Raw genomic sequence first — 24,557 nt, forward strand, 5'->3', positions numbered from 1 at the left:
GACCTGGAGCAGCAAGTTCCTGATCGCCACAGTGAATGCCAGCGGCCGCTTCTCGCCGCTGCGCTTTGTCTTTGACGCCAAGGAGCAGCCCAGCAGTTGCTACGCGGTAGCCACCGATAAGGCCACCGGTGAGGTGCTGGAAGGGGAAACGATCACCCTCGAGCTGGCCCGCAAGGAGGGCTGGTGGAGCCGCAAGGACCGCCAGGGCAACGAGACCAGCAAGTGGCAGACGATGACCGGCCAGATGCTGCGCTACCGCGCCGCCGCTTGGTGGTCCAACGTCTACTGCCCAGAGATCGCCCTGGGCTTGCTGACCCAGGAGGAGGCGGTGGATATAGAAGCGGTGACGGTTCGGGAGACGCCTGCGGCAACCCTTTCTGTAGCCCCGCTCGATCAACCAGCGCCTGGCCCCACAGAAGCCAAGACAGAAGCCAACCCGGGACCAGCTGTACCCAAGCTTTTACGCCCTCGGGAAGACGCCTCTTTTGTATCGGGTCCGCTGAATAGCGAGGCTGATCCGCCCCAGATCGGTGGCGCCCCCGCTGCAGAGGAGGCCGCTGAGCCGGTAGCGGTGCTGGAGGCCGAGATTGTCGACACCGCTGGCATCCAGCCGGGGTCTGCCCCTGCAGCGCCGCGCCGCTCCCGCAGTCAGGCAAAATCCGCAGCCAGCACGGCTGAAAGCGCTCCGCCCCAGCAGGAGCCGGCTCCCCCAGTCCCCCAGGCGCCGGAGGAGGAAGCAGCGACTCAGGCGGCAACTCAGGAGCCCGATCCGGTGGAGGCCGGGCTGCAGCAGATCCCGCGCATCGCCACCCTGCTTGAGCTCGATGCCGCCTACGGGCGGGTGAACCAGCTGCTCGGCTCGGGCCGCATCAGCGACCACAACGCCGAGCTGCTGTGGAGCGCAATCACCCGTCGCCGCAGCCAGCTGGAGGCGGCGGTCCAGTCGGCGGATCCCATGGCGGAGGCCAGGGAGGTGGGGCCATGAGCACGACCCTCTATCTGATCCAGGCCCAGCAGCTGCTGGAGCTGGCGGTGGAGCAGGCCCGCCAGGAGCGCGACCGCGGGGTGTTTGAGCTGGCCCGGGGGGATCGCAGCCTGCAGCAGTTGCAGCGGTTGGTGGAGCGAGTGGCCTTGGTCCAGGGCCTTTGGCAGCAGGTCCGCAGCCTGCTCGGCGCCCAGGAGCAGCCCCCGCCACCGACGCGGTTCCGGCCAGGTGAGCACTGGCGGAGCCCAGATGGTCTCTATCGAGTCGAACCCTGCCCGCTCGTCCCGAGCTGCATACGGCTTATCCCGCTGAGTTGCAGCGCTCAAGAGCCGATCTACCGCCACCCCAGCAACACCAGCCGCTTTCAGAGGCTCTGGCCATGAGCGCACTGCCCGCAAGACCGCGGCCCCTGCGCCAGCGGATCGGCAACCACAAAAAAACGATCACCATGAACAACGACACCTACGAGCGGGTGAGCGCCTTTGCGCGTCGCCACAACATCACCTGGAGTGGAGCGCTGCATGAGCTGGTGCGCACCCACCCCCTGATCGGCCTGTCCTCGCTGCTGGCTGCCCAGGAGCGCATCGACGCCATCAAGGGTGTGGCTCAGGAGGTGCAGGCATGAGCATCAACGTCGTCGTGCTGGTCGGCAATGCCGGCCGGGATCCGGAGCTGCGCTTCTTTGAAAGCGGCAGCTGCGTCTGTGAATTCACGCTCGCCATCAACCGGCCGCCGCGAGATGGCCAGGAGCCGGCTCCCCTTTGGGTGAACTGCAAGGCCTGGGGCAAGACCGCCCAGGTGGCTGGGGACTACGTCCGTAAGGGCAGCAAGGTGGCGGTGGTCGGCCGGCTGGATGTCGAGCAGTGGACCGACAGGAGCAGCGGCGAGGTGCGCAGCAAAACCCTGGTGACGATCGATCGCTTGGAGCTCTGCGGCAGCCGCGGCGGCGGTGCTGGCGGCTACAGCGGTGAAGCAGAGCCGAGCAGTGGTGAGCACCAGGGCAGGCCCGCGCCGGTAGGCGGGGCGCCCAGTGCAGCTCATGGCGCAGCGACTTCCCGGCCAGCAGCACCCAGCTCCGGCGGCTGGGGCAATGACTGGTCCTCGCTTCCCGCCGGGGCCACTCCCCTCAGCGATGAGGAGGTGCCGTTCTGATGGAGCGCCCAACCCGACGACTGGACCTGCCGGCGTTTCCCCGAAGCCGCAGCCGCAGCAGCCCGCGCCATCCGGGGCAGCTGGCGCTGAGCCGATTGGGCCGCATGGGGCGGCTGCAGCTGCTCATGCTGCTGCTGCAAATCGGCAGCCTGGGCTTACTGATCCGGATGGCGCTGGTGGAGCCGCGACCGTTCTGCCGGCTTCAGCAGTGGAGCAGCAGCCCGAGATCGGGCACTTGGCCCTCCACTCACCTGAACTGAAGCCCGGATCATCCAAGAGCCGCCTCCAGATCACCGAGGTCAGCGTTGCCGGTCACTGCCACCGACAGCCCTAGATCAGCCACATCGCTGTGGCGTCACTGGCGTCCCTGCACTGCCGGCAACGAATGCACCGTTTTCCCGTTCATCTCGTGCCGGTGGCGACGTGGGGTCATGGGCTCAAAAGACGACCTACACCGCCTTGAGCGTGAGCTAGAGCGCTCCCACAAGCAGGGCATCGGTCCCCTGCTCCTGGGCCTAGCCGTGCAGCGCTGTCTCGATGCCAAGCGCTCAGTCGATGGCTATGCGCTGATCGTGGACACGTAGGACGCAGCCGCCAAGGCGTTCTACGAGCGCCATGGCTTCCGCACGTTTCAGGACACGCCGCTCAGCCTCTACCTGCCACTGGGCGGCTGAGGCCTGCGTACAGGCCAGCCAGGCGACCTCAAGCGGAACCCTCAACGTTGTCCCTAGTCGCAGTCCCTGTCTCCACCCCGGCAGCGGGGCGTGATGGTGTCACGCGGCGCAAGGGCTGCGCGAGTCGGTGAGGCCGCTGCGCGGTCACCGACCCTTGCGCTCGCGTGATCTCTTGCCTCCTCGCCGCCGCCGGGATGGGTGGCTCAGATCACCCTGGCCCGGCGCTGCTCCCGCGGCTGCGGTGCCCATGTAATCCCAGGCCCAGGGTGCTGGGTTGGGGTGCTGAAAGCCGGTCGAGGGCCTCGCGCGGCTGCGCGGTGATTCACCAGGGTTAGAGCTATGGGAGAGCGGCAATAAGGGCCCACTTGCTATCAGAGAAGCCAGCTATCACCTGATCAGCGGCAGGTGCCCAGATCCATTCCCCCAGAGTGGTTCTGACTGCCTATAAGTGCAGTTGTACTGCTAGAATATGGGCTGCGCCAAAGGCCTCTAGCCCATCGCCTGCGGTAATCCAATCCCCTGATCTCGCCAGCGCTGCCGCTCTTTTATTTGCGGTGTGTTGCCCCGATCAGTTGTCACCTCTGGCAGCTGATTCATGGATCTTTGTTTCCCTTGTGGGCCCGCAGTGGCCCCATCCCACTCGCTTGTGATCGCAGCTGGGGGCGGTCGTGATCTGGCCTGGCCCCATCAGCGCGTGGCCGCTGAGCTGCTCGCCCGCAGCAGTGGCCGCCTGGTGCATTTGCTCCTCCATGGCGGTGCCCGCGGAGCTGATGCCGCCATTGGTCGCGCTGCCCAGCAGCTGGGTTGGTCAGCCCTGGTGATGCCAGCCCAGTGGGAGCGGCATGGCCGGGCCGCCGGGCCAATCCGCAATCGGGAGCTACTCGAGCAGGCCATTGCCCGGGCTGTTGCTCGCAGCTCTCCTGGTTCCCTCGCCTCAGTGCTGGTAGTCGCCTTCCCCGGTGGTGCCGGCACGGCCTCGCTGGTGAGAGAAGCCCGCCGTATGGCGTCGCGTTCCCCGGTGCCGATCTCGGTGGCCGAGGTCAGCCCAGCTGCCGGGCTCTGGGCCGTTCCAGTTGGCGCCAGCTGCTCCTGATCCCCCAGCACCAAAAGCCTTTCGCGCCCATGGCGCTCCGTTCCGTTCTTTCCATCCCCATCGCCTTCTCACCGTCATGGCTGTTCTCACCCCCATCCCTGCTCCAGTCGCTGCCCCTGCCCCAGCGACAGTCCCCTCGGCATCAGGCCCCGCCTGCTCCCTGCAGCGCTCTGGTTCCCTTTGGCAGCTGGGCAGCGAGGCCCAGGAGCTCACAACCGCTATCGGCCAGCTAGCCGAGCAGCTGGAAGCCGATGATCCCGAGCGGCGGGCCCTGGCCCTGGCCGAGCTGGAGGCGGCCCTACTGGCAGAAGAAGGCAATAAAGCTGCCCTCGCCGCCAAAGCAGATGCCACCTGCTGGGTGATCGAGCACCTGCGCGGCCAGGCCACCTACCGGAGTCAGCAGGCCAAGCGGCTCGCTGATTTGGCCCGTAGTGATGCCGGCAGGGCCGATGCCCTGGAGGAGTCGCTGATCTTTGTCCTCACCCAGCTGCAGCCGGCTGCAACACGCTTCTCCTTCCCCGATCACGAGCTCTCAAGCCGCAAGTCCTCCGCCGTTGTGATCGACGACGAGCAGGCCCTCGATGCCGAGTGGCTCACTTTCTCCACCACCAGCAAGCCGGACAAGAACGCCATCAAGGAAGCCCTCAAGGCCGGCCGCCAGATCACCGGCGCCCAGCTGCTCAACCGCCGCTCCTGGCGCATCCACTGACGGGGGGCAGAGGCCCCCTCGACATGGCCCGCTGCAGTGGCGGGCCCTTTCTTCCTGATCCGATTCCGCTCCTCTCTTCTTCTCGCTCCATCGCTTCCCATCGCCATGACCGTCGCCGCCCCTTCCACCAATGGGTCCAGCACCAGCAGTCATCCCGCAGCTCCTCGCCCGGCCCAGCGGCCGCCCTCCGCTCTGGAGGTGATCCGCTCCGCTGAGCGGTCCGATATGGAGACCTCAGCAAGCCCAACGTCACCCGCAGCGCCGCAAGTTCTCCAGGCTCAGCCCCTTGGCTTCTCCCCTGAGCAGCTCGCTGCCCTGGCCGCTCCGCTGGATCGGGCCAAAGTGCGCCAGCGGGAGCAGGGCCGCAGCCGCGTGAGCTACCTGGAAGGTTGGCAGGTAATCGCGGAAGCCAACCGCATCTTTGGTTTCGATGGCTGGCAGCGCCAAACCATCGCCGTCCGCTGCGTTGCCCAGGCCGAACGAACCATCGGCCGAGACCAGAAGCCCGGCTGGGGCGTCACCTACACCGCCCGCGTACGCATCACCGTCACAGCCGGAGGCATGACTCCACTGGTTCGGGAGGGCACTGGCGCCGGCCACGGCATCGACGCCGACCTGGGCCAGGCCCATGAGTCCGCCATCAAGGAGGCCGAGACCGATGCGATGAAACGGGCGCTGATGACATTTGGTAATCCGTTTGGTCTGGCGCTCTACGACAAGCAGCAGAGGGAGGTCACCAGTTCGGCCACTGCGGCCTCCAACGCCAACATCAGAAGCAGGCCAGCAGAAGTGGCTCCCCGGCAGCAGCCCCAATCACCTGCGCAGCAAGAGAAAGATCCAAGCCTTGACCCGCTTGATCCAGGCACAATCCAGCAGATCCTCGACACCGTTCGGGGCCTTCCACGCCCTGCTCTGGAGGGGTTCACCAAGGCCTTCCGCAAGCGGTTCCAGGTGCCGGAAGAGGCCCCCTCGATCGCTGATCGGATTTGCCAGCGGCGGCACCATGACTGGATCGAGACGTTTCTGGTTCAGCACCAGGCCCAGCCAGAACCAGCCGCTATCCACCAGAGCTGAGCCGATCAGGCGGGACGCGACAGGGGCAATCGTGCTAGTACATGCGTACGCATTGGCAATGATTCATGGGTGCCCCTCTCCCCCGCCCCGCGGCTCTGGCCGCCAAGCTTGAAATCCCGATCGAGGAGTGGTCCTACCTCGATGAGAGAGCCCTGCAGAAGAGCCGCAGCCGGAAGGTCTGCATGACCTGCCACTGGTTTCGGCATCACGCCGGGGTGAACTGCATCCCGGTGCTCACCTGTCAGCTCAATCAGGGGCTGATCGCCCATGGCGAGCACCTGGCCAGCCGCTGCCAGGGTTGGACTGATGACATGACGCGGCAGCAGGGCTGGGCGCCGGAGGTGGCCTGAGCACATGCTGGGAGCTGATGGGTTGATGGGTATCGGGGAGTGGTCCTCCGATGCTGACAAGAGACTGGGGCTCCCGTATTCCCGAGGCAACCGTCACCAGCGCCGATCGGTTCAACCTGAAGTGACACCACGACGGGATCGATCTCCATGGAGATGGGCCCAGGCTGCCGTCAGGCCGACTGGAACGGGCCTTGTTTGTAATCGCGTCCATCACTTGGCCAGTGCCGCAGCAATGCATTCACCACCATGACCGGCGCAGGCCCGCGGTTGATCGCCCCATGGGGAAGCCCGGGTGGAACCCCCGGTGGAGCGGCCCGCGGCCCTTGTCGATTTCAGATTATGTTTTGGATTGATTCCCGTTGCAGGTGGATTAGGGGAGCAGAATCCATGGATTCGCGCCTGCCGAGTGGCCCGCCTGGAGGCTCAGCTCTCACTGCAACCAGGTGCAGAGAACCATCGTCAGGCCCTTGACCAACTGAGTCATGAATGGGCGGCTGAGCTCACCTGGCTGGATCCCCGCAATGCCTGCCTGAGCCTGGCAGTGGGTGCCCCAGTGCCATGGCGGTGCAGGTGTTGTTTGAACTGCGTGACCCGGATCAGCTGGGCGTGCTTGTGAACAGCCGTGAGGGAATGGGATCAGGCGCCCCGCTCAGCCATGACGTGCTGGAGCAGGTGTTGGATCTCCTGATGAGGCTTCTGCCCGGGGCTGCGCTGGCCTATCGCTCGGATCGCGATGGCCCGATCCGGCAGAGAAATGGTCAGTGGAACCAGACCTGAGCAGCGGATTCCACAACCTTTTCCACAGGCTTTCCACGGGAAGCGGCGCGGCAGAGCTTGCCGCGGATCAACCAGTGCTGGAAGTGTCGGGATTCCCACACACAGCTGAGCTGCGGGGTCGCCGCCGGCCTAAAAGTTTGCGGCCTTTGAGATGACTGGCGATGGGCACTGCTTTTCTGGAGGCCAACTTGGACGTTGTCGATCCCGTCCACGCCACGTCCATTGCCCAGGAACCGCTGGTTCTGCAGATCGAGCCGTCAGTGTCAGAAGGCCGACTGCCGTCCTGGTTCTCCCCAGGCAGCCTGGAGTCCATGCGGCCGTTGCTGGAGACGTTCACCACACTCAAGCCCCAGTCACTCGAGCAACTGCTGCCGGCGTTCGGCATCCTCGGCCTGGCGGTGGTAGCCGGTGTCGGCCTCAAGATCACCGCTGCGGTGCTGGTGAGCATCGATGAGCTGCCGATGCTGGGTCGGCTGCTGCAGCTGGTGGGTCTGGTTACGGCGATTCGATTCCTCTCCCGCAACGCCATGCAGCAGCAGCAGCGTGCGGCGCTGCTCGCCAAGATCCAGAAGCTCAAGCTGGACGTGTTGGGCTGATCGTCCTCCCGCCTGCAACAATCACACACCCCTGGCCAGCAGGATCGTCGATGCCTGCAAGTCTTTCCACAGGTCCTGATGGCCCAGAGCGCAGTAGCGGTTCGGCAGGGTTGTGAGCGGATTTTGGTGGTCGATGATGAGCCGCGGATCCGCAATCTGATCGAGCCCCGCCTGCGGCTGCACGGCTACAACGTGGTTGTGGCGGGCGATGGCGAAGAGGCCGTCGCCTGCTTCCGCCACGAACCGGCAGATCTGGTGATCCTCGATCTGATGTTGCCGCGTCTGGATGGCTATGGGGTGCTGGAAGCCTTGCGGGCGATGAGCGATGTGCCGGTGCTGATGCTCACGGCCTGCGACCGCGTGGCAGACCGCATCCTGGGGTTGGAACTGGGCGCCGACGATTACCTGATCAAGCCGTTTTCGCTCAGCGAATTGGAGGCGCGGATTCGTTGTCTGCTGCGCCGAGCCCAGCAAAGTCCCCCGAGCGGTTCAGCCGGGGGCTTGGCCGACTCCAGCCTGGCGCTGGAGCTCAGCGGCCTGACGATCCAACTGGGCAAACGCCAGGTGTGTCGCCGTTCCGATCGGACCAAGCTCACCGCCATGGAGTTCAGCCTGCTGGCGCTGCTGGTCAGCGAGGCCGGGCAACCAATACCGCGGATGAAAATCCTCGAATCCATCTGGGGCTACACACCGGATCGCCATGCCGACACCCGCGTCGTCGATGTGCATGTGGCCCGGCTGCGCCTCAAGCTCGAGCAGGATCCCAAGAACCCAGAACTGATCCTCACTGCCCGCGGCCTGGGCTATCAGTTTCAGCGGCTGCCGGCGGCTGTCAGCTGATCGCGCTTGAGATGCAGATAGAGCTGCTCCGGCTCGCGGTACTGGCGCGGCAGGCAGTGGTTGAGGATCTCCAGCTTTTGCCAGCAGACCGTGCGGCGAGCCTTGTTGATCGTGACGCCATCGCGCACCAGGATGCGCATCGCCTTGCAATAGAGGGGGTACTGGGCTTCCAGTTCCCCAAGGCTCAAACTATCGCTAGCCATCCCAACTCCTGGAGTGGTGCTCAACCATCCAAATTGAGTCCGGGCCCGTCTCGGAGTGGACCCTTACAAGCGTTCACAGATCGGGGCTCCTGTTGTGTTTGCGTCCGCTGATCCAGCAAGACGCCAAGCGAGGCCTTCCTGGCGCCCCCAGAAGTGATGGATGGCGCCCTCAACAGCTCAAGACCCATTGGCGGAGCAGGCAGCTGCCGCTTTCCAGAGGCAGCTGGCGTGATCCCCGTCTGCTGACAGAACTGCCGCAAGCCGGGCGACTGCTGCGATTATTTCGGAATGTGAAGGATTGCGATCTATGGCCTCCGCTCCGCGCACCAGTCCATCCTTTCTGGATCAAACCCTGGCCCAGCTGCGCGAGCTGGCCAATCGCCTCGGGGTGCGCAGCTACACCAATCTGGCCAAGACAGAGCTACTGGACGTGCTGGCCCAGGTAGAAACCCTTCCCGCTGCTCCCAGCAGCCCAGCTGCCACCGCAACGCCGCAGGCTCCGATCACTACCCAGGTGACGTTCCTGCCTCGCGATCCCCAGTGGGCCTACGTGTTCTGGAGCATCAGCGCCGCTGATCGTGCCCGTGCCGTCGCCGCTGGCGGCCAGCAGCTCTGCCTGCGGGTGGCCGATGTCACGGGTCTGCAGCACGGGGCCTCCCATCCCCATGCTCTGCAGGAGCTAGTGGTTCCGGCGAACGCCACGGAGTGGTATCTGCCGGTACCACTGAGCGATCGCGATTACCGCGTGGAGCTCGGCTACCGACTCGGCGCCGCTGGCTGGCTGAAGCTGGCGGTGTCATCGGTGGCGCGGGTGCCGGCCGAGGGGCCCAGCCCGGTGGTGGCGGATGCCTTTGTGCCCTTCTCGTTGGACGGTCCAATCGGACCGGTCAGCCAACCGTTGGGTGGCGGCGGCGCCGGTGTGGAGCATGAGCGCCTCTATCAACTGGCGACAGCCGCAAGCGCCAGCCGCCGCCGTGTCGGCTCGGAGATGCTGCATGAGCACGCTTTCACGGGGGATCACGCCGGCCTGCTGCATGCCTCCGGTGTGGGCCTGTGGGCCAGCGGCCGTAACGAATCGGGCAGTGGTGTGCTGCGGCAGCGCTCCTTCTGGCTGGTCGCCGATGCGGAGTTGATCGTCTACGGCGCTACCGAGCCCAGCGCCAGCCTGTTCATCGGTGATGCGCCGGTGCCGCTGGGCAGTGATGGCACCTTCCGGGTGCAGGTGCTCTTCCGCGATGGCCAGCAGGTGTATCCGATCCGCGCTGTCGCCGCCGATGGCGAGCAGGAACGCTCGATTCGCATGGAGTTTCAGCGCAGCACCCCCGAGGCACGGGTGAACAGCCGAGAAGAGGCTCAGCTCGCTTGGTTCTGAACATCAACGCAAGGCGGTGATTGCCCCTGTTTGGGGGCATCGCAGATACGCCGCTGGGGGCAGACTGGACAAAACAGCAAACCGGAGGTCCGCCACGATGGACTTCGATACGTGTCTGGGCCGCACCTGCCTGAAGTGGAGTAGCGACGGCGAACTCACTTCTGTTGATCTTCTCCTAGTCATGGAACGCCTGGCTCAAGTCGACCAGGAGCTGTCGGTCCTGCGCACCGACAGCCACGATTACCAGCCATGTCCCTCGATCAGCTGAAGGCCTTTCTGGGCCGTATGCAGGATGACCCTGGCCTACGTCAGGCCGTGCAGGTTGCTGCCACGGCCGACGACGTAGCCCAGCTCGCCGGAACGCTTGGCTACGAATTCTCAGGCGATGAGCTGCTGCGCCTGTCGGGCCAGAAGGTGGGCCGGGTCACGGTGACCAAGCAGGACATTCCAGGCGAATACAACTGAGCCCGATCAAGGCTGACGTTCGTAACTGGTATCACTCTGAGAAGGGGATCCCATGGCCACCTGCGATCTGCCGAGCCGAGATCGGGACGCAGCAGAGAGGTCAACACCACAGGAGGCTGGCCAAACTCCTGCTTTCAGCTTGGAATAAGCATCCGGGTTAATGTCGACACGGACCCTCCTCTCTGTAGGTCGCAGTTTGGTACGTTGAGATTCTTCTGGGCTAGTCGCCTTCCAGCGGTAGCAACAAGCTCATCGGCTATGGGCAGGTCATCGGCGGAGATTGAATCGAGAAATTCCACCCCGGTGAGACCATGACTCCAGATGTCAACCCGGCTCTTTGGTGGACAATCAAACAGCTAATCTTCCAGCAGGAAACCACCTTTTCCTGAAAGAAGGTGATCGGAGCGATACAGCGCAGGATCACCATCCGGTCACAATCGTTGCGGTAACTATGGACTCCTATGGTCCTAGCGTGTGCAGTGAGATTCATAATGTCGAATCTTTTGAGCCCTAACGGTCACCAAGTGCAACGCTATGTCGATTGTCCAAAATGGGGCAGGCTGACTGTGTATAACTCGTGGGACTTCCCTTGGGGGCCGGGGCTGCTGGTGCTGAGCTCGTGAACGGTGCTTTGGACGGCAACTGCGACACACGCTAGGCAAGCCAGAGATCCGTAAAGAGTAAAGGCCCTGGCCTTACGCGCCTCTGGCAGCCAGCAGGAGCCTGCATCACTATCTGCCACAGCAATGCAAGGAACCCCAGCAGTCGCTATCAACAACTCAGGTGGAAGTTCGGCCGCTGAGTCACTCAGGGAAGCATTCCCTTCACATGGCTAATGATCCCGTCGGGATCAAGGCCCTGGTGGGGAAATTGCTCCCATAGCCCACCACAGCCTTCCTTGTGGGTGCCCAGATAGCCATACCGGGGGGTATATCCACGTTCCAGCAGCCAGGAGCCGTAGCGGCTGCCCAGTCCCGTACGCCGGTTGAACGACTCCACCACCAGAACGAACGGTGAGCGTCCCACTTTGGCGATCATGGCTTCATCCACCACATTGAGGGTCGCCTTGTTGATCAGACCCACGTCGATCCCCTCGGATTGCAACCGTTCCACCGCATCAAGGGCGCGGTAAAGGCTTTCGCCGTAGCTCACCACATAGCCGGCAGTGCCATCACGCACCACTTCGTCTTTGCCGCTCTCGAAGCGGTAGCCCTCGCCATGCAGGTCGTTGCCAGCGGAATCAAGCAGGTTCGGCACCTTGGAGCGGGTGGAGAAGATGAAGCGCAGCCCGGGATCGCTGAACACAGCCTGCACGCAGGCCCGCATCTGGGCCGCATCGGCTGGGAAGTACACCCGGGTGGTTTGATCTTCTTCTAGACCGTTGTCGGCGAATAGATTGTTGAGGCCGAAATGACAGGTGTTGTCTGCCATGTCGTCGATACCGGCATGGGAGAAGTGGGCCAGCACATTGGCACCGTTCAACCTGGCCATGGTGATCTCGGAAATGAGCATCTCCAGAAAGGCGCTGAAGGTGGCGAAGATGCCCTGGCGGCCCGCCTCCATGCCGAACCCTGCCGCCGCCGAGAAGTTGGCCCGCTCCATGATGCCGCCACTCACGAAGATTTCGGGGTAGGCCTTGCGGATCTGGGCCAGGCCGCACGAGCCCTCAAGATCGCTGTCCACCACCAACACCTTGTCCTTGCGAACCGGCAGCGGCATGGCCGCAAGGAGCTCCACCACCGCATCGCCGAACACATTGCGGTTCGCCTCCAGCCGCTGGCCTGAGCCCAGGAAAGTGGCGGAATTGACGGGCTTGCTGATGCCCTTGAGATAGGTGGCAGCCGCATCCTGACCGCGCTTCTCTAGGTAGGCGATCGCCAGGTCCACCGGGATCACGTCGTGGCCGTGGGTGGAGCCCTCCAGCCCGTCGATGCCCACCGCCATCGGCCGCTTGTTGATCACTGCCACCGGGCCTTCGCTGGCCACGGCGCGGTGGAGGCGAGAGTACAGATCATCGAGATCCTCACCGTCGCCGCTAAGGGTGGCCAGGCCATGGCCGCCGAGGGTGCGCTCCAGGTCGTAACCGGGCTGGTACTGGGAGGGATGGCCGGCAATGGTGACGTCGTTGTCATCGATCACGAGCTTCACATTGAGGCCATGGGCCACGGCAAAGCGAGCCGCCTCGGCGTCATCACCCTCCTGCTGTGCGCCGTCGGAGCCGAGGCAAAACACGGTTCTGCCGGGATGGGCCAGAGCCACGCCGTTCACAAACGGCCAGAGGTGACCGAGGCGGCCGGAACTGAACTGCACGCCAGGGGTAAGGCCGAGTTCCGGATGACCGGGCAGCTTTGAATGGGCGGCGCGATACTGCAGCAACGCCTCGGCCGGCAGCTGCCCCCGCAGCACGCTGATCAAATACTGGGTTGCCACGCGGTGGCCGGCCTCATCGAAGAACACCGGCAGGAAACGATCCGGTGCGCCACGAAAAAAGGCATCGAGGATCATGACTTCCGGCACCGTGTCATAGGGACCGCCGCTATGACCGCCAACTCCTCGGGCCGCACCTGTGGCCGTGAAGAAAATGATTGCGTCTCGGCAGAGCTCAATGTTGGCCCGCAGGATCGTCTTTTGATCTGGGCTGAGGACGGGCTGGTCTGGATCGAGGCTGAGGGGCTGAAAAGCAGCAAGGTCGATCGGGAAGGGCATGGTCACCGCAGCCATCGGCAGAGCTCAGGGCGTGTGCAAGGCTGGCCCCGCGGCAGCGCTCGGCGTGGATCCGGCAATGGAAAAACACCTTTTCTGCTGCCCCACAGACCACATCCCAGAGATCAAGGGGTGTGGCGCACCCGTTCGTGAAACCAGGTGTCGTCGCCATCGCTGCCGGCCTGCTGATCCGGATCGGGTAGCGGTTGACCTACAGCTTCAACGATCCAGCAGGAGTAGGCGTGGCCGATATTGCGGAGCGGCATGGCCAGAAGCTCCGCCCGGTTCAGCCAGTTTCCCAAGGAGCAGTCCTGGATCATCGGTGCCGACCGCTAGCGGTCGGTGACGAAGGCCCCATAAGGATTTTTCGCATCCATGGCCTCAAAGCGGGCAGCCAGCACCGCGTCGGAGCGGGTGAGTCCATCCACTTTGTGGGTATAGATCAACGCTTCGGCGTGGCCCCAGCCGAGGCCGAACTCGGCGTGATGTCCCTGGCTCTCGCAGATGGCGCCGGCCCGGTTGACCCAGTCGAGCGCCGAACGGAAATCGGTGAAACACCAGGCCTTTCTCAAGTGGTGGTGATCCACAACCTCCCAGCCCGGTAGCTCCTCAAGCAGCTTGGAGATTTCCTGCTCCGTGAGGGTGGGTGCCCCCTCCAGGCAGGGAAGGCAGGCCTCATTGGCAAGTCCCATGGCGTCACCAGCTGCTGCCAACATTTTGGGATGGCGAACCGCCAGCACGCTGCCATGGGACTGGAACTGCAGAATGCCTTTCTGGGCAGCATGCCGTGCAGGCTGCCGCCACCGCGGCCGCAAGATCTCGCCGTTGGCGCGGCCCATCCGGTGGTGGCTGAGGTGATCCCGGGCCCGCGGACGGCGGCAGAGGTGATGCAGAACGCGGATCTGATGTCAGCCGAGATCCCCGGCCAGTTTTGGCGGGATCTGCAGAGCGCGGGACTGCTGCCGGAGGCGGCGCCGACGCCGGATTGACCTCCATTTCGCTGTTGCACCCATGACGCGAAGATCAAGATCATCAGCTCGCGGCCATGGTCGGCACCAGGTCCCGCTGCCAGCCCAACCCATGCGCCAGAAGCTCCAACGCCGGGGTTGAGGCTGGGACAGAGCAATCGTCCCCATCCGGGGGGATCGCTCCAGTTCCATCTGGCGTCATCGTGATTGTCTCCGCTCTGGAGTCAGCCATGTCCGACGGCAACCAGCCCTGCCCAGCCGGTGCGATGGCGGATGATCCGCGGGTGAGCGCTGGTTGGGATGTGTTCAGCCAATTGCAGCGCACGCGGCAATGGGAGGCTGAAGGCAGCCAGCTGCTGAGACCCGCAGGCTTTCACGCCTGGGCTGCTGCTGGTTGGTCGGCGCCTCAGTAGAGCGCTTCCTCGGCATGGGTTTCGATGGTGCAATCCGAGGTGGGGAAGGCCACGCAGGTGAGCACGAACCCGGCCGCCATCTGGTCCTCATCGAGGAAGGCCTGATCCTCTTGGTTCACGGTTCCACTGATCAACTTGCCGGCGCAAGACGAACAGGAGCCAGCGCGGCAGGACACCGGCAAATCAATGTCCTGATCCGCTGCCGCATCAAAGATCGACTGGTCATCGGCGCAATCGATGGTGCTGTTCAGTCCCTCGTTGGCGTTGACGAGCGTGACTTTGTAGGTGGCCATGGCAACAGGGTGGGCAAGGAGGTCCAGCCTGGACTGGTTCGCTGCTCAGCCTGCTGGATCAAGGTGCCGCAGGCCCAGTCCCCATACGGGGAGGCTTTGCCCCCGCTTGGGGGGCGCCGTCGCCAGGGCTGCTGGCAGAGAGTGTGGCCTGAGCAGGGATAAGGTCAGGCCGATGGAAACAATGCTGAGTGAGCTTGTGTTGGTGGCCTTGTTGCTGGCCGTGGTGCTCGTCTCGGGCAAGGTCTGAGCGCGCTTCTCCTGAGTCAGCCCCCAACGGGGACAGCAAGTTCGGCTGGAAGCAGTAGGTCATCCGCATTGATGGAATCGAGTTGCTCGACGCCCGTGAGGCCATGGGACCAGATGTCGACGCGGCTCTGAGGTGGACAGCTAAACAGCCATTCCTCAAACGGGAAGATCACCTTCTCCTGAAAGAATGCCTCCGGACCGATACAACGCAGGATCACCATTTGATTGCTGGTGTTGTGATAGAGGCAGGTATCCATCTTCGTGGGTTGGGCGTTCATGTTTATATAGCTGCTTTGGCTAACGCACAACGGTGACGATTCGAACCTGATTAGCGATTGTCCCCAAATGGGGGCAATTTGGCCAACGGGCGATCAAGGCCAGGCGATGAAGCTGACCGGCTCATATTTCGCGATCTTGATCCGCCAGGCCCTGATCGCCAGCCCCTCCAAGCTGTTGAGGAACGATGCCGTCTCACCGCCGGCGATCCAGTTCGCCTTGAGCAGCGGTAACTGTTCGCTCATCAGCTCCATCGGCAGTTCCAGCAGCAGCAGGCTGGCTTCCCCAGCGGCCCGTTGCAGAGGGCCCTCCTCACTGCGCTGCCAAAGGCGCAGCAGTAGTTCCAGCGCCAGGGTGCGCCCGTCATTGCCGGGATCGACGGCATCTGCAGCTTCCGCTGACTGGGATTTACCGGTGAGCGGCAGAGCACGCTTGCCCGCAAACTCCACCAATGCCAGGGCAACGAGATAGGGAGCATCGGCCATGGAATCCATCCTGAAAGGCCGCACCACCCTGCCCGATCCACGGACATCGCAACGATGCGCCCAGCAGGATGAGCAGAAATACCTGAATTACGGAATCTGGCTTGCGGTTGCCGAACGATCGCACGTTTAGAGGTCCCATCCAATGATCCGGCAGGGTTACATTCACCGCACCCATTGAGGCCCTCCTGGGGCTTTGTGCCATGGCCACCATCGGAGAGCAGCTCCAGACCTATCGTTCCGCCCTCACCGAGGCCCAGGACAAAGGCGAGAAAGCGACCGCCAGCAAGATCGAGCAGCACATGAAGGAATTGGAGGAGTTCCAGCAGCGCCACCCCGAGGAGGCCGAGGCCCCCTCTCCCTTCGAGGTGTTCTGTGACCTCAACCCCTCCGACATCAACTGCCGCGTCTACGACGACTGATCTGTGATCCGGGCTAATCCCGGTCTCTCATAAACCACTGGCAGCCCTCCATTGGAACCTCGATGCACTTAGCGAAGTTGTTCTGATGAGCGAGGCTGCATGCACCAACTTGATCGGTATCGGTGAACTGGAGGCCAGTTACACGATGTACTGCAAGCCCATGGGCATCCTAATTCGTGAATAGAAAACACTAGAGCAGGTTCAGCTCAGCATCTGTAGGAATCAACTCGGGTTCCTTCACGATTGCCTATCAAGACAGTACCGCGTTCCCGGTCAGAACTACATCCAAATGCAGCGAGAAATCTACCCATGAAGCGTGTACTGGCCATCATCCTTGGCGGCGGCGCCGGCACACGCCTGCAGCCCTTGACTTTCACCCGTGCCAAGCCTGCAGTTCCTCTTGGCGGCAATTACCGCCTGATCGACATCCCGATCAGCAATTGCATCAATTCCGGGATCGGCAAGATCTACGCGCTCACGCAATTCAATAGCCAATCGCTCAACCGCCACATCAGCCTCACCTACAACCTCTCCTCAGCCTTCAACGGCGGCTTTGTCGAGGTGCTGGCGGCCCAGCAGACCCCCGACAGTCCAAGCTGGTTTCAGGGCACGGCGGATGCTGTGCGCCAGTACCGCGAGTTGATCGAGGCGTGGGATGTGGATCAGTTGCTGATCCTTTCCGGTGATCAGCTCTACCGCATGGATTACCAGGCCTTCATCGAGGCCCACCGCGTGAGCGGTGCGGCCCTGACGGTGGCGGCACTGCCGGTGGATGCGGCAACGGCGGAAGGCTTCGGGCTGATGCGCACCGATGCCGATGGGCAGATCCGGGAGTTCCGGGAAAAACCCAGTGGGGAGGCTCTCGAGGCCATGCGCGTCAACACCGGCGCCTTGGGACTGGACCCAGACGAAGCCCTGCGGCGGCCGTTTCTGGCTTCGATGGGTATTTATGTGTTTGAACGGGAAACGCTGTTTCAGCTGCTCAACAGCCACCCTGATGCCACCGATTTCGGCAAGGACATCATTCCAGCTGCCTTGAGCACCGGCCTGCGCTTGCAGAGCTACCTGTTTGATGGCTACTGGGAAGACATCGGCACGATCAAGGCGTTCTATGACGCGAACCTTGCCCTAGCCGATGAGCAGCCCGCCTTCAGCTTTGATGATAAGAAAGCGCCTATCTACTCACGCGCCCGCTACCTGCCGCCCAGCCAGATCCACGACGCCCAGATTCGACGTTCGATCCTGAGTGAAGGATGTCGACTCGACCGTTGTGTGGTCGATCACTGCGTCCTTGGGTTGCGATTACGAGTCGAGGAGGGGGTCGTGCTGAAGGACACTCTGGTGATGGGCGCCGACAGTTTTGAGTCGGAACGCGAGCGTGCTGTCGTGCGTGCCCATGGAGGCGTACCGCTGGGGATCGGTAAAGGGTCCACGGTTTCCAACGCGATCTTGGACAAGAACGTAAGAATCGGCTGCAACGTTCAGGTGATCAACAAGGATCGTGTGCAGGAGGCCGATCGCACGGCGCTGGGGTTCACGATCCGCAGTGGCATTGTGGTGATCGAGAAGAACACAACCATTGACCATGGCACCATCATCTAGCCTGATTTCCTGTAAGTGCGTTGTCAACCTCAACTCAGCTCTGCATTGATGTGGGCTTGCAAAATCCTCCTCTGCGTATGACCTGCAACGCCTTGGGGCTGGACGCCTGAGGTGGCATTGCAGACAGGGACCATGCCCCCAAGGCGCCCCGTGTAGACATGAACAAGCCGGTCGCTGGCCAGTCCTCCGGGATGCCGCAGACCACAGCCCAGCCCACTGAAGTGCTGGCCGGCTCGATCGAGCGGGTCACCTTCCATAGCGCCGAGAGCGGCTTCTGCGTGCTGCGCATCAAGGCCCGCGGCCATCGTGATCTGGTGACGGTGGTGGGCCACGCCGCCGAGATCAGCGCCGGCGAATGGGTCACCGTCAGTGGCGTCTGGGTGAACAGCAGGGAGCATGGCCAGCAGTTCAAGGCCTCCTTCCTCAAGGCCTCAGCGCCCACCACCGCTGAGGGCATCGAGAAGTACCTGGGCTCGGGGATGATCCGCGGCATCGGCCCGATCTACGCCAGCAAGCTGGTGGGCGTCTTTGGGGCGGAGGTGTTCGAGGTGATCGAGCAAGAGCCCGAGCGGCTGCGGGAGGTGCCGGGCATCGGCAAGGTTCGCGCCAGCCGTATCGCCCAGGCCTGGGCCGATCAGAAGGTGGTGCGCGAAATCATGGTGTTCCTCCATAGCCATGGCGTCGGCACCGCCCGTGCCGTGCGGATTTTCAAGACGTACGGCAATGACGCCGTGCAGGTGATGGCGGAGAACCCCTATCGCCTGGCGCGCGACATCCGCGGCATCGGCTTCCGCACCGCTGATGCCATCGCCGCCCGGCTGGGCATCGAACCGGCCGCGATGATCCGCCTGCGAGCTGGCATCAACTACGCCCTGCTTGAGGCCAGCGGGGAAGGGCACTGCGGCCTGCCTACCGCGGAGCTGCTCAAGCTGGCCGGCGAGCTACTCGCGGTGGAGCAGCCCGCGGGGAAGCAAGGCGACGGCAACGGCGCCAGCGTGCGGGTGCCCCTAGAAGCTGCCCTGATCCAGACGGCCCTGGACCTGGAGCTCAGCGAGTGCTCCGTCGTGGCCGATGCCCTGGCGTCTGAGCCGGCGATCTTCCTGGCCCACCTGCACCGCGATGAGCGGCGCATCGCCGAATCGCTGCAGGAGCTGGCGCAAGGAGCACCAACCTGGGGCGCCATCGATGCCAGCAAGGCGATCACCTGGGTAGAGCAGCGCCTGGGCCTAGAGCTAGCCGCTAGCCAGAAAGCAGCGGTGGAGCAGGCTCTAGCCAGCAAGGTGCTGGTGATCACCGGTGGGCCGGGGGTGGGTAAGACCACCTTGATCAACGCCATCCTGCAGATCCTGGCCGCCAAGAAGTTGCGCATCCAGCTGTGTGCACCCACGGGCCGGGCAGCCAAACGCATGGCCGAGGCCACCGGTCTGGAGGCCAAAACGATCCACCGGCTGCTGGAGTTCGATCCAGCCAGCTATGGCTTCCGTCGTGGCGCCGAGCTGCCACTGGAGTGCGACCTGCTGGTGGTGGACGAAACCTCGATGGTGGATGTACCGCTCATGGCCTCGCTGCTGGCGGCCATCCCGCTAGAGGCAGGCCTGTTGCTGGTGGGCGATGTGGACCAGCTGCCCTCGGTGGGTCCCGGCCAGGTGCTCGCGGATCTGATCAACAGCAGCGCCCTGGCGGTGGCCCGGCTCACGGAAGTATTCCGCCAAGCGGCTAGCAGCCGCATCATCACCACCGCCCACGCCATCAACGCCGGCACCATCCCCGATCTGCGCTCCCCACCCGAGGGCCAGAGCAGCGACTTCTACTTCCTGCCGGCCGAGACGCCCGAGCAGGCGGTAGCCCTGATCCTCAAGGTGGTGGGCGAGCGCATCCCGGCCCGCTTTGGCCTCGATCCAATTGCCCAGGTGCAGGTGCTCTGCCCGATGGCCCGGGGCGGCTGCGGCTCCCGCTCACTCAACATCGAGCTGCAGAAGTTGCTGAACCCCGATCCGGCGGAGCAGGTGGAGCGCTTTGGCTGGCGTTTCGCACCGGGCGACAAGGTGATGCAGATCGCCAACGACTACGAGAAGGAGGTGTTCAACGGTGATTTCGGCACCATCGATGCCATCGACGCTGACAACAGCGAGCTGAGTGTGTTGTTCCTCAGCAGCGAGGCAGGCGGCAATGCCGCTGCGGCCGGGAGCCGGGTGGTGGTCTACGGCTGGGGGGAGCTCGATCACCTGGTGCCGGCCTACGCCTGCACAATCCACAAGAGTCAGGGCAGCGAATATCCCGCGGTGGTGATCCCACTGCTGACTCAGCACTACGCCATGCTGCAGCGCAATCTGGTGTACACGGGCCTCACCCGCGGCAAGCAGCTGGTGGTGCTGGTGGGCCAGAAGAAGGCCCTGGCGATGGCCGTTAAAAACCATTTGGGCCGCAGGCGCTACACCAAGCTGGCGGAATGGCTGACACCGGGGCAGCTACCCACGGACATGGATCGCAACTACGGCAGTTGACAATGCCGGCTGGCCTGGCAATAAGAGGCTGTCGATCCACCCAACTCCCGCATCATGTTTACCGGTCCTGAACCGCTCGCCAAGGTCAAGGAACTGGGCGATGTCTCCAAGTCAGAGCTCGTGCGCGAATGCGGCTATGTGAGCACCAAAAAAGATGGCAGCGAGCGCCTCAACTTCACCGCCTTCTATGAGGCCCTGCTGAATGCCAAGGGTGTAAATCTCGGCACCGACAACGCCGGTAGGAGCACAGGCAAGGGTGGCCGCAAGCTGAGCTACACCACCAGGATCCAGTTCAACGGCAATCTCATGATCGGCAAGGCCTACACCGCGGTGCTCGACCTCAAGCCGGGCGATGAGTTCGAGATCAAGCTCGGCCGCAAGCAGATCAAGCTCGTCCCCCTAGGCAGCACAGAAGAGGAGTGAGCTGCTCCTCGGTTGAGCTCCTTGCCGCTCTTCAAGAGAAACCCCCGATCACCAACACAACCAGCTGGCGGAGTTGCTGCAGCTCGGTGGTAGTCACGCAGCATTTGGTGGCATCTGTGATGCGAGTCTTGGCCACACAGGTCAGGTTCTGTGGCAGCAGATAGCTCACCTTCCTGCAGCCGTTGGTGCTGTTGGGTTGGAGCACGACAGTCAGATCGGCTATAGCCAGCGAGGGGTCGCCAGTCATCGGCACCACCAGCACTGTTGGATAGGCAGGGTCAAACAGCTCGCAGTCCTGCACGACGACAGCTGGCCGGAGCTTGTTGGGCTCGGGAGGCTGAGGGTCCAGCCCAGGGTCGTTTGGATCTTTGCGCCAATCAACGGTGATGATCTGCCCAGCCCTCAAGTCCACGCCTGTCTTCAGCGGTCGAGGGGTTCAGGCGTGGCCCAGTCGGCAATGAAGGCACTGGCCTCCGCATCGCTGGCGATGTGCTCTGCCACCGCTTTGCTCTGGGAACGGATCCGTGCCCGCAGAGCATCCATAGCGCTGAGCGAGCTGCTCACCTGCACGATGCGTCGTCCCCCGCGCTGCCTGCGGCGCACGGAGAAGGGAGCCTCGGGCTGTTCAGTGGCGTAATCGGCAGGGGTCATGGCGGCAGGTGGCCTGCGCTGACAACACGGAGCCACACCTCAACGTTAAGCCCAATCCCACGTTCAAGCTCAGCTGCCTGGGCGTCGCTGAGCCAAGGCCAGCATCTCCAGCGCCTGGCCCTGCTGCTCCTGCCGCAGCGCTTCCGGTGCCTCGATGCGGATGGCGCTGCCATGGGAGAAGAGCCAGCGGCGCAGGGCGCTGCCGCGGGCCAGGATCCAGGGCGGCAGGTCGATCTCCACTGGATGGGGATGGCTGTCCCCGCTCGGGTTGGGCGTCAGCACCTGGGCCAGCTCTGGATGCACCCAGTCGGTCGTGGTGCGCTGGGCCGCAGACCTGGACTCCGCTTGCTTGGCCGGCCGTTCCAGCCGGATCTGGTCGAGGGAGAAGGGAAGCTGTCCCTGGCGAATGGCGGCGTAGGCCTCGCTCTTGCAGGACAGGCGCAGGGTCTGCAGCTGGCGGCGGCGCTGCTCGCTGCTGGGCTGGCAGAGACCCTGCTGGGCTGTGAGGTCATCGCCCAGCTCGATGCCACCGCAGTGATGAAGCAGCCGCTGCAGCCTGGCGAGCGCGGTGCTGTGGTCGGATTCGTTGCGGCGACCCCGCGGTTCGGCCTGCAGGAACACCAGCTGCTCCAGCCGTTCGCTCTGCAGCAACCCATGGGGCCGGCCGATGGCGTCGTCCTCCCAGGCCAGGTGCCAGAGCCCCGCGGAGAAGACCAGCTGCAGGGGCCAGGCGCGGATCTCCTCGCCGCGGTTGTCGCCGCCGCCAAAGGTGCTCTGGCGCAGTAGGCGTACGCGCCGGTGCTCGAGGATCGCCGTCTCGATCCGCTCAGCTTCCCTTGGTTCGGCCAGGCTGCCCCGCTGCTGGCTTTCCGCACCGGGATGGGCGCCATCGAGATAGGTGCGCAACGGTGGCGCGGCCGTCACCTCGATGCCGCCCCAGCTGAGACGTTCCTCCAGCTCACGCAGCAGATCCAGCGCTGTCGGATCTCCCAGCCGCTGGGCCACGTGCTGCACCACCCCGTGGATCTCCACCAGCCGCGGCGCTGAGAGCAGGGCGGTGCCAAGGCAGTAGCCATGGCGTGGGTTGTCGTGGTGCAGCCGAAAGCCATAGGGGGTGAGGGTCTTCTCGATGTCCTTGCGCAGCGTTGCCAGCTCACCGGGGCCATGACCGCCGGGGATCTCAGCAAGACGTTCCAGCAGGTGTCGCTGCATCGCCAGTGCCCCCGGCCCTTCCGCCGGCCGATCAAAGGGCGTCTGCAGCAGATGGCGCAGCAGCGTCATCACCCGCGCGAACACCGCCGCATCAGCCATTGGCGGCTGGCCGCCATGGACGCCGCCACTGCGGGGGGCCTGCTCCTCAAAGGTGGCAGCCAGCAGGGGCAGGGGCTGAATCCCCGTCGTCACGGGGGTGGCGGAGAAGAAGCCCTGGCCCTCAAGCCAGCTCAGATCGCGGCGTACAGCCTCGGCGTCGCCGTAGCAGACCCCATGGAGCGTGCGCAGCAGGGCGGCCGCCCGCTGGGGCAGCTCACCGCTGGGCAGCGGTGAAACGAGCGTTTCTAAGGCCTCGCGGCTGCCCTGATCAGTTGTCGCCAGATCGGGATGCGCCGCGAGTAGCTGCAGCAGGTAGAGCAGCCGCTCTAGATCAAGCAGGCGCGAGTGGCCGTGGAGCAGCAGCTGGTGCTGGCGATTGCAGGCCGCGCTGATGCGGCGGGTAAGACGGGAGAGTTCGCTACGTAAATAAGTAGTGAGGTCGCGCTGCTGGGTGGGCTGCACCGCCACCACCGAGGCAAAGCCTTCCGCCCGCCCCGGACCAAAGGCCTCATCCGCCAAGGCAGCGGCCATGCGGCGAATCACCGGGACGGGAACGGGGCGCTCCCGTTTCTCGTTCCAGCGCAAGCAGGTGCTCACCGGTGTGAAGTGCCACCAGCCGATCCACTCCACTGGTCTGGGTAAGGCCAGCTGCTGGGTGATCGCCAGCCGCCAGGGCCGCTGGGCATGGGTGGCATCCACGATCACCGGCATGCCGGCTGCCACCGCACCGATCAACCGCTCATGCAGACGCTGCTGGATCGACGGCCAGGGCCCCTGAACGGCCGAATCACCGAACACCTCAGCGCGGATCGCATCGGTCGCGAGCACCACCGCCGGCTGCCCCTCAGGCCCTGCAAGCAAAGGGGCGAGGGCCGCCGCAGTGGTGCTCTTGCCACTGGCCGGCGGACCGATTAGTAGGTGACAGCGCAGGGGCTCCATTGCTGCAGGTTGCTGGCCCTTGCAGCCCGCGGCAACAGCCGCCAACCAACTGGAGCAGCCGGCTCAGTGCTGGCAGGGGGTTTGAGCCGGCTGGGTTCTTCGCGGGGAGGAGGGTGGACGGGAGCTGGAAAAGGGCAAGGCTGATTGCCCCGTTCTGCTGCCGCGCTGCCGTGCCAATCCAGCGTTCTGCTGCCGTTGTGCCGCCTGCGCGGCGGCGGCGCAAGTCCTACAGACCACCCGAGATGCTGCTGAACCTGCACGTGCTGGATCTGATGGAAGTCAGCGGCAGTCAGATGCGCGCCGCTCGCTCCCTATCGATGCACCAGACCACGGTGAGCCGCAGCTACTGGGAGCTGGCTGAGCAGTTCCGCCTCCAACCTGCGCGTGGCCCCCGCCAGGTGTGCCGCTGGGGGGGAAGCAGCAGCCTGCGCTTCTTGCGCCTGGCCAGCAGGGCCCATCGCCTAGAAGACGGCCGGCTGCGGCTGGGCACCGATGCTCTGCACCAGTCACTGCTTGCTGGGCTGCCCGGGGTGTTGCAAGTTCCGCCCTGCTTCCACCCCGCTGGCGACTGGGCAACTCTGGTGGCCCAGGGAGTGATCGATGGAGCGCTGGTCTCCTCCCTCTGCCACAACCAGGAACTGGCAGGCGGGGAACTGCCGCACTGGCCTGGAGTGCAGGGGCTGCCGCTGGGGACCTTGCCGCCGCCGCTGGTGGCCCATCAGCGCTGGGCTGACGTGTGGGAGGAGCAGGTGTTGCTGCCCGCTGCCCAGATCATGCCGCTGCTGCATGGGGAGCTGGAGCCCTGCTTCTGCAACCTGGAGCGCGCCTCGCGGGTCTGGCAGGACCCGCAGGCCTGGCTAGAGCAGCTGCAGCAGCGGCCCGTAGCGGTGCCGCTCTGTCCGGCCTTGGCCCCCAGGAGCTGGTGGCAGGAGCAGGGTCTGGTGCCGGTTGCCGATGGGTTGTTTCTGCAAGAACAGTTGTGGCTGCTGCTGCCGGAGGATTTGCAGGCCCCCGCGGCCGGGAAGGCCACGCTC

General features: G+C 64.2%; 31 protein-coding genes and 1 pseudogene. 22 read left to right on the top strand and 10 right to left on the bottom strand.

Annotation, left to right across the window (positions count from 1 at the left end; genetic code table 11):
- From KBY78_RS05345 to KBY78_RS05405, 13 genes and pseudogenes are all read left to right on the top strand, one after another.
- Positions 1 to 985: pseudogene (locus tag KBY78_RS05345) on the top strand (recombinase RecT); the annotation flags it as partial.
- Positions 982 to 1,368 carry a hypothetical protein gene (locus KBY78_RS05350; RefSeq protein ID WP_255142711.1) on the top strand — a complete coding sequence of 129 codons (387 nt, stop codon included), beginning with the start codon at positions 982 to 984 and terminating at the stop codon, positions 1,366 to 1,368. The pseudogene KBY78_RS05345 and the gene KBY78_RS05350, both read left to right, overlap by 4 nt.
- Entirely contained in the window at positions 1,365 to 1,610 is a 246-nt protein-coding gene (locus KBY78_RS05355; protein ID WP_255142712.1) for a hypothetical protein, read from the top strand. The genes KBY78_RS05350 and KBY78_RS05355 overlap by 4 nt, the downstream gene beginning before the upstream one ends.
- The gene (gene ssb / locus KBY78_RS05360) at positions 1,607 to 2,137 is read left to right on the top strand and encodes a single-stranded DNA-binding protein (RefSeq protein WP_255142713.1); all 531 of its coding nucleotides are present in this window, start codon (positions 1,607 to 1,609) and stop codon (positions 2,135 to 2,137) included. The genes KBY78_RS05355 and ssb overlap by 4 nt, the downstream gene beginning before the upstream one ends.
- Positions 2,137 to 2,397 carry a hypothetical protein gene (locus KBY78_RS05365; protein ID WP_255142714.1) on the top strand — a complete coding sequence of 87 codons (261 nt, stop codon included), beginning with the start codon at positions 2,137 to 2,139 and terminating at the stop codon, positions 2,395 to 2,397. Before ssb ends, KBY78_RS05365 begins: the two co-directional genes overlap by 1 nt.
- Positions 2,398 to 2,568: 171 nt before the next feature.
- Positions 2,569 to 2,721: a hypothetical protein gene (locus tag KBY78_RS05370; RefSeq protein ID WP_255142715.1), complete on the top strand. Its 153-nt coding sequence runs from the start codon at positions 2,569 to 2,571 to the stop codon at positions 2,719 to 2,721.
- Between the two features lie 736 nt (positions 2,722 to 3,457).
- The gene (locus tag KBY78_RS05375) at positions 3,458 to 3,904 is read left to right on the top strand and encodes a DUF2493 domain-containing protein (protein ID WP_255142716.1); all 447 of its coding nucleotides are present in this window, start codon (positions 3,458 to 3,460) and stop codon (positions 3,902 to 3,904) included.
- A gap of 76 nt (positions 3,905 to 3,980) precedes the next feature.
- Positions 3,981 to 4,613: a siphovirus Gp157 family protein gene (locus KBY78_RS05380; protein WP_255142717.1), complete on the top strand. Its 633-nt coding sequence runs from the start codon at positions 3,981 to 3,983 to the stop codon at positions 4,611 to 4,613.
- Positions 4,614 to 4,718: 105 nt separating this feature from the next.
- Positions 4,719 to 5,687, top strand: a complete 969-nt coding sequence (locus KBY78_RS05385) for an RAD52 family DNA repair protein (protein ID WP_255142718.1) — start codon at positions 4,719 to 4,721, stop codon at positions 5,685 to 5,687.
- 65 nt (positions 5,688 to 5,752) lie between these two features.
- Positions 5,753 to 6,037 (top strand): galactose oxidase, encoded by a 285-nt coding sequence (locus KBY78_RS05390; RefSeq protein ID WP_255142719.1) that lies wholly within the window; start codon positions 5,753 to 5,755, stop codon positions 6,035 to 6,037.
- A 558-nt stretch (positions 6,038 to 6,595) separates the two neighbouring features.
- Positions 6,596 to 6,814, top strand: coding sequence for a hypothetical protein (locus KBY78_RS05395; protein WP_255142720.1), 219 nt, complete (start codon positions 6,596 to 6,598; stop codon positions 6,812 to 6,814).
- A gap of 161 nt (positions 6,815 to 6,975) precedes the next feature.
- The gene (locus KBY78_RS05400) at positions 6,976 to 7,410 is read left to right on the top strand and encodes a CAAD domain-containing protein (RefSeq protein ID WP_255142721.1); all 435 of its coding nucleotides are present in this window, start codon (positions 6,976 to 6,978) and stop codon (positions 7,408 to 7,410) included.
- Between the two features lie 78 nt (positions 7,411 to 7,488).
- Positions 7,489 to 8,250, top strand: coding sequence for a response regulator (locus tag KBY78_RS05405; protein WP_255142722.1), 762 nt, complete (start codon positions 7,489 to 7,491; stop codon positions 8,248 to 8,250).
- Here the strand turns inward: KBY78_RS05405 and KBY78_RS05410 are convergent.
- The gene (locus tag KBY78_RS05410) at positions 8,223 to 8,453 is read right to left on the bottom strand and encodes a DUF3136 domain-containing protein (protein WP_254954489.1); all 231 of its coding nucleotides are present in this window, start codon (positions 8,451 to 8,453) and stop codon (positions 8,223 to 8,225) included. The two genes, KBY78_RS05405 and KBY78_RS05410, sit on opposite strands and share 28 nt — an antisense overlap.
- 307 nt (positions 8,454 to 8,760) lie before the next feature.
- On the opposite strand from KBY78_RS05410, the gene KBY78_RS05415 reads away from it, so the two are divergent.
- The 3 genes from KBY78_RS05415 to KBY78_RS05425 all read left to right on the top strand — a co-directional run bounded on the left by KBY78_RS05415 (position 8,761) and on the right by KBY78_RS05425 (position 10,290).
- The gene (locus KBY78_RS05415; RefSeq protein ID WP_255142723.1) at positions 8,761 to 9,825 is read left to right on the top strand and encodes a DUF4912 domain-containing protein; all 1,065 of its coding nucleotides are present in this window, start codon (positions 8,761 to 8,763) and stop codon (positions 9,823 to 9,825) included.
- Between the two features lie 97 nt (positions 9,826 to 9,922).
- Positions 9,923 to 10,093 (top strand): hypothetical protein, encoded by a 171-nt coding sequence (locus KBY78_RS05420; protein ID WP_254954491.1) that lies wholly within the window; start codon positions 9,923 to 9,925, stop codon positions 10,091 to 10,093.
- On the top strand, positions 10,075 to 10,290 hold the full coding sequence (locus KBY78_RS05425; RefSeq protein WP_254954492.1) for a Nif11-like leader peptide family natural product precursor: 216 nt from the start codon (positions 10,075 to 10,077) through the stop codon (positions 10,288 to 10,290). Before KBY78_RS05420 ends, KBY78_RS05425 begins: the two co-directional genes overlap by 19 nt.
- An 807-nt stretch (positions 10,291 to 11,097) precedes the next feature.
- Here the strand turns inward: KBY78_RS05425 and KBY78_RS05430 are convergent.
- From KBY78_RS05430 to KBY78_RS05440, 3 genes are all read right to left on the bottom strand, one after another.
- Positions 11,098 to 13,011, bottom strand: coding sequence for a transketolase C-terminal domain-containing protein (locus KBY78_RS05430; protein ID WP_255142724.1), 1,914 nt, complete (start codon positions 13,009 to 13,011; stop codon positions 11,098 to 11,100).
- Positions 13,012 to 13,118: 107 nt separating this feature from the next.
- A complete protein-coding gene (locus KBY78_RS05435; RefSeq protein WP_255142725.1) occupies positions 13,119 to 13,259 on the bottom strand; it encodes a hypothetical protein in 141 nt (46 codons plus the stop codon).
- A gap of 66 nt (positions 13,260 to 13,325) precedes the next feature.
- Positions 13,326 to 13,685: a 4a-hydroxytetrahydrobiopterin dehydratase gene (locus KBY78_RS05440; protein ID WP_255142726.1), complete on the bottom strand. Its 360-nt coding sequence runs from the start codon at positions 13,683 to 13,685 to the stop codon at positions 13,326 to 13,328.
- Positions 13,686 to 13,739: 54 nt separating this feature from the next.
- Here KBY78_RS05440 and KBY78_RS05445 point away from each other — a divergent pair, with 54 nt between their 5' ends.
- A complete protein-coding gene (locus KBY78_RS05445; RefSeq protein ID WP_255142727.1) occupies positions 13,740 to 13,982 on the top strand; it encodes a hypothetical protein in 243 nt (80 codons plus the stop codon).
- Positions 13,983 to 14,367: 385 nt separating this feature from the next.
- Here KBY78_RS05445 and KBY78_RS05450 read toward each other — a convergent pair whose 3' ends face one another.
- The 3 genes from KBY78_RS05450 to KBY78_RS05460 all read right to left on the bottom strand — a co-directional run bounded on the left by KBY78_RS05450 (position 14,368) and on the right by KBY78_RS05460 (position 15,674).
- A complete protein-coding gene (locus KBY78_RS05450; protein WP_254954498.1) occupies positions 14,368 to 14,667 on the bottom strand; it encodes a 2Fe-2S iron-sulfur cluster-binding protein in 300 nt (99 codons plus the stop codon).
- A gap of 263 nt (positions 14,668 to 14,930) precedes the next feature.
- Entirely contained in the window at positions 14,931 to 15,191 is a 261-nt protein-coding gene (locus tag KBY78_RS05455; protein WP_255142728.1) for a DUF1830 domain-containing protein, read from the bottom strand.
- 93 nt (positions 15,192 to 15,284) lie between these two features.
- Complete coding sequence (locus KBY78_RS05460) at positions 15,285 to 15,674, bottom strand: hypothetical protein (protein ID WP_255142730.1); 390 nt, start codon at positions 15,672 to 15,674, stop codon at positions 15,285 to 15,287.
- Positions 15,675 to 15,874: 200 nt separating this feature from the next.
- On the opposite strand from KBY78_RS05460, the gene KBY78_RS05465 reads away from it, so the two are divergent.
- The 4 genes from KBY78_RS05465 (at position 15,875) to KBY78_RS05485 (ending at position 20,622) form a co-directional block, all read left to right on the top strand.
- Positions 15,875 to 16,093 carry a CP12 domain-containing protein gene (locus KBY78_RS05465; protein WP_255142731.1) on the top strand — a complete coding sequence of 73 codons (219 nt, stop codon included), beginning with the start codon at positions 15,875 to 15,877 and terminating at the stop codon, positions 16,091 to 16,093.
- A gap of 309 nt (positions 16,094 to 16,402) precedes the next feature.
- The gene (locus tag KBY78_RS05475) at positions 16,403 to 17,695 is read left to right on the top strand and encodes a glucose-1-phosphate adenylyltransferase (protein WP_255142732.1); all 1,293 of its coding nucleotides are present in this window, start codon (positions 16,403 to 16,405) and stop codon (positions 17,693 to 17,695) included.
- Between the two features lie 191 nt (positions 17,696 to 17,886).
- Complete coding sequence (locus KBY78_RS05480) at positions 17,887 to 20,199, top strand: ATP-dependent RecD-like DNA helicase (RefSeq protein WP_255142733.1); 2,313 nt, start codon at positions 17,887 to 17,889, stop codon at positions 20,197 to 20,199.
- Between the two features lie 54 nt (positions 20,200 to 20,253).
- On the top strand, positions 20,254 to 20,622 hold the full coding sequence (locus KBY78_RS05485; RefSeq protein ID WP_255142734.1) for an AbrB family transcriptional regulator: 369 nt from the start codon (positions 20,254 to 20,256) through the stop codon (positions 20,620 to 20,622).
- 31 nt (positions 20,623 to 20,653) lie between these two features.
- On the opposite strand, the gene KBY78_RS05490 is transcribed toward KBY78_RS05485, so the two are convergent.
- The 3 genes from KBY78_RS05490 to KBY78_RS05500 form a co-directional block, all read right to left on the bottom strand.
- Positions 20,654 to 21,034: a type II toxin-antitoxin system PemK/MazF family toxin gene (locus KBY78_RS05490; RefSeq protein ID WP_255142735.1), complete on the bottom strand. Its 381-nt coding sequence runs from the start codon at positions 21,032 to 21,034 to the stop codon at positions 20,654 to 20,656.
- A gap of 8 nt (positions 21,035 to 21,042) precedes the next feature.
- Positions 21,043 to 21,273 carry a hypothetical protein gene (locus KBY78_RS05495; RefSeq protein ID WP_255142736.1) on the bottom strand — a complete coding sequence of 77 codons (231 nt, stop codon included), beginning with the start codon at positions 21,271 to 21,273 and terminating at the stop codon, positions 21,043 to 21,045.
- A gap of 69 nt (positions 21,274 to 21,342) precedes the next feature.
- Positions 21,343 to 23,523 (bottom strand): ATP-binding protein, encoded by a 2,181-nt coding sequence (locus KBY78_RS05500; RefSeq protein ID WP_255142737.1) that lies wholly within the window; start codon positions 23,521 to 23,523, stop codon positions 21,343 to 21,345.
- Positions 23,524 to 23,693: 170 nt separating this feature from the next.
- Here KBY78_RS05500 and KBY78_RS05505 point away from each other — a divergent pair.
- Positions 23,694 to 24,557 (top strand): hypothetical protein (locus KBY78_RS05505; protein ID WP_255142738.1); only part of this gene is annotated, 864 nt, incomplete at its 3' end.

The sequence above is a fragment of the Synechococcus sp. EJ6-Ellesmere genome (assembly GCF_024345875.1).
In the GTDB taxonomy this organism is placed as follows: Bacteria; Cyanobacteriota; Cyanobacteriia; order PCC-6307; family Cyanobiaceae; genus Regnicoccus_A; species Regnicoccus_A antarcticus.

Coding starts and splice junctions, on each gene's coding strand:
- KBY78_RS05455 (WP_255142728.1), bottom strand. CDS start 15,191: ATGAACGCCCAACCCACGAAGATGGATACCTGCCTCTATCACAACACC.
- ssb (WP_255142713.1), top strand. CDS start 1,607: ATGAGCATCAACGTCGTCGTGCTGGTCGGCAATGCCGGCCGGGATCCG.
- KBY78_RS05460 (WP_255142730.1), bottom strand. CDS start 15,674: ATGGCCGATGCTCCCTATCTCGTTGCCCTGGCATTGGTGGAGTTTGCG.
- KBY78_RS05475 (WP_255142732.1), top strand. CDS start 16,403: ATGAAGCGTGTACTGGCCATCATCCTTGGCGGCGGCGCCGGCACACGC.
- KBY78_RS05415 (WP_255142723.1), top strand. CDS start 8,761: ATGGCCTCCGCTCCGCGCACCAGTCCATCCTTTCTGGATCAAACCCTG.
- KBY78_RS05440 (WP_255142726.1), bottom strand. CDS start 13,685: ATGGGACTTGCCAATGAGGCCTGCCTTCCCTGCCTGGAGGGGGCACCC.
- KBY78_RS05465 (WP_255142731.1), top strand. CDS start 15,875: ATGGCCACCATCGGAGAGCAGCTCCAGACCTATCGTTCCGCCCTCACC.
- KBY78_RS05480 (WP_255142733.1), top strand. CDS start 17,887: ATGCCGCAGACCACAGCCCAGCCCACTGAAGTGCTGGCCGGCTCGATC.
- KBY78_RS05485 (WP_255142734.1), top strand. CDS start 20,254: ATGTTTACCGGTCCTGAACCGCTCGCCAAGGTCAAGGAACTGGGCGAT.
- KBY78_RS05500 (WP_255142737.1), bottom strand. CDS start 23,523: ATGGAGCCCCTGCGCTGTCACCTACTAATCGGTCCGCCGGCCAGTGGC.
- KBY78_RS05380 (WP_255142717.1), top strand. CDS start 3,981: ATGGCTGTTCTCACCCCCATCCCTGCTCCAGTCGCTGCCCCTGCCCCA.
- KBY78_RS05435 (WP_255142725.1), bottom strand. CDS start 13,259: ATGCCGCTCCGCAATATCGGCCACGCCTACTCCTGCTGGATCGTTGAA.
- KBY78_RS05495 (WP_255142736.1), bottom strand. CDS start 21,273: ATGACCCCTGCCGATTACGCCACTGAACAGCCCGAGGCTCCCTTCTCC.
- KBY78_RS05410 (WP_254954489.1), bottom strand. CDS start 8,453: ATGGCTAGCGATAGTTTGAGCCTTGGGGAACTGGAAGCCCAGTACCCC.
- KBY78_RS05390 (WP_255142719.1), top strand. CDS start 5,753: ATGGGTGCCCCTCTCCCCCGCCCCGCGGCTCTGGCCGCCAAGCTTGAA.
- KBY78_RS05385 (WP_255142718.1), top strand. CDS start 4,719: ATGACCGTCGCCGCCCCTTCCACCAATGGGTCCAGCACCAGCAGTCAT.
- KBY78_RS05420 (WP_254954491.1), top strand. CDS start 9,923: ATGGACTTCGATACGTGTCTGGGCCGCACCTGCCTGAAGTGGAGTAGC.
- KBY78_RS05400 (WP_255142721.1), top strand. CDS start 6,976: ATGGGCACTGCTTTTCTGGAGGCCAACTTGGACGTTGTCGATCCCGTC.
- KBY78_RS05370 (WP_255142715.1), top strand. CDS start 2,569: ATGGGCTCAAAAGACGACCTACACCGCCTTGAGCGTGAGCTAGAGCGC.
- KBY78_RS05425 (WP_254954492.1), top strand. CDS start 10,075: ATGTCCCTCGATCAGCTGAAGGCCTTTCTGGGCCGTATGCAGGATGAC.
- KBY78_RS05365 (WP_255142714.1), top strand. CDS start 2,137: ATGGAGCGCCCAACCCGACGACTGGACCTGCCGGCGTTTCCCCGAAGC.
- KBY78_RS05395 (WP_255142720.1), top strand. CDS start 6,596: ATGGCGGTGCAGGTGTTGTTTGAACTGCGTGACCCGGATCAGCTGGGC.
- KBY78_RS05430 (WP_255142724.1), bottom strand. CDS start 13,011: ATGGCTGCGGTGACCATGCCCTTCCCGATCGACCTTGCTGCTTTTCAG.
- KBY78_RS05450 (WP_254954498.1), bottom strand. CDS start 14,667: ATGGCCACCTACAAAGTCACGCTCGTCAACGCCAACGAGGGACTGAAC.
- KBY78_RS05350 (WP_255142711.1), top strand. CDS start 982: ATGAGCACGACCCTCTATCTGATCCAGGCCCAGCAGCTGCTGGAGCTG.
- KBY78_RS05445 (WP_255142727.1), top strand. CDS start 13,740: ATGGGACTGGAACTGCAGAATGCCTTTCTGGGCAGCATGCCGTGCAGG.
- KBY78_RS05355 (WP_255142712.1), top strand. CDS start 1,365: ATGAGCGCACTGCCCGCAAGACCGCGGCCCCTGCGCCAGCGGATCGGC.
- KBY78_RS05405 (WP_255142722.1), top strand. CDS start 7,489: ATGGCCCAGAGCGCAGTAGCGGTTCGGCAGGGTTGTGAGCGGATTTTG.